The organism is Serratia sp. LTN-2 (assembly GCF_059740205.1).
This window is the reverse complement of sequence record NZ_JCAXDO010000102.1, coordinates 1-541: the sequence shown is the minus strand read 5'-3', so window position 1 is coordinate 541 and position 541 is coordinate 1. Positions and strand designations below refer to the sequence as shown.

Genomic DNA, 541 nt, shown 5'->3' with positions numbered 1-541 from the left:
AAGGTGACCGGTACATTCGCCACCGGCACGCCTGACGCATCCAGGAACGTTGCCGTCACGGTGTTGGCCGCCACGCCATCAGACAGGGCGCTATCGGTCTTCACAACCAAGGTTGAAAGGGTTTGGCTTGGTTTGCCAACGACAAGCCCACCATTCCCGGGCACATTGGTAATTCCGTTGCACTGCCCACCCTGTGCGCACTGAGCACCATCGCTCATCGCCGTGCTCACCGCCACCGTGTTACCGGCAACAGAATTTTCATCCCGCGCCTTCACCGTCAGCCACAGGACATTGCCAACATCACTAGACCCCAGGGTATAAGGTGGAATCACTCCCGTTGTACTAATTGCTTTTGAAGGATCACCTGCGGGAGGAGCTGACTGGGTCCACTGATAGAGAGAGCTGTCCGCGCCCGCGCCGTTTGCCGCATACACATAGGAGCCCGTCAGTTGAGTTCCTTCAAACAGGTCCGCACCGCTGATTTTCACCATATCCACCGCCGGCGTGCCGGTCTGGATCACGCCCGGGTTGTCCGTGCCCG

Annotated in this window: 1 protein-coding gene; it reads right to left on the bottom strand. The window is 59.0% G+C overall.

Annotated elements, in window-relative coordinates; all coding sequences use genetic code 11:
• A partial coding sequence (locus AC6BYQ_RS28565; protein ID WP_498057938.1) for a hypothetical protein occupies positions 1–521 on the bottom strand: 521 nt, incomplete at its 3' end.
• Positions 522–541 lie beyond the last annotated feature (20 nt).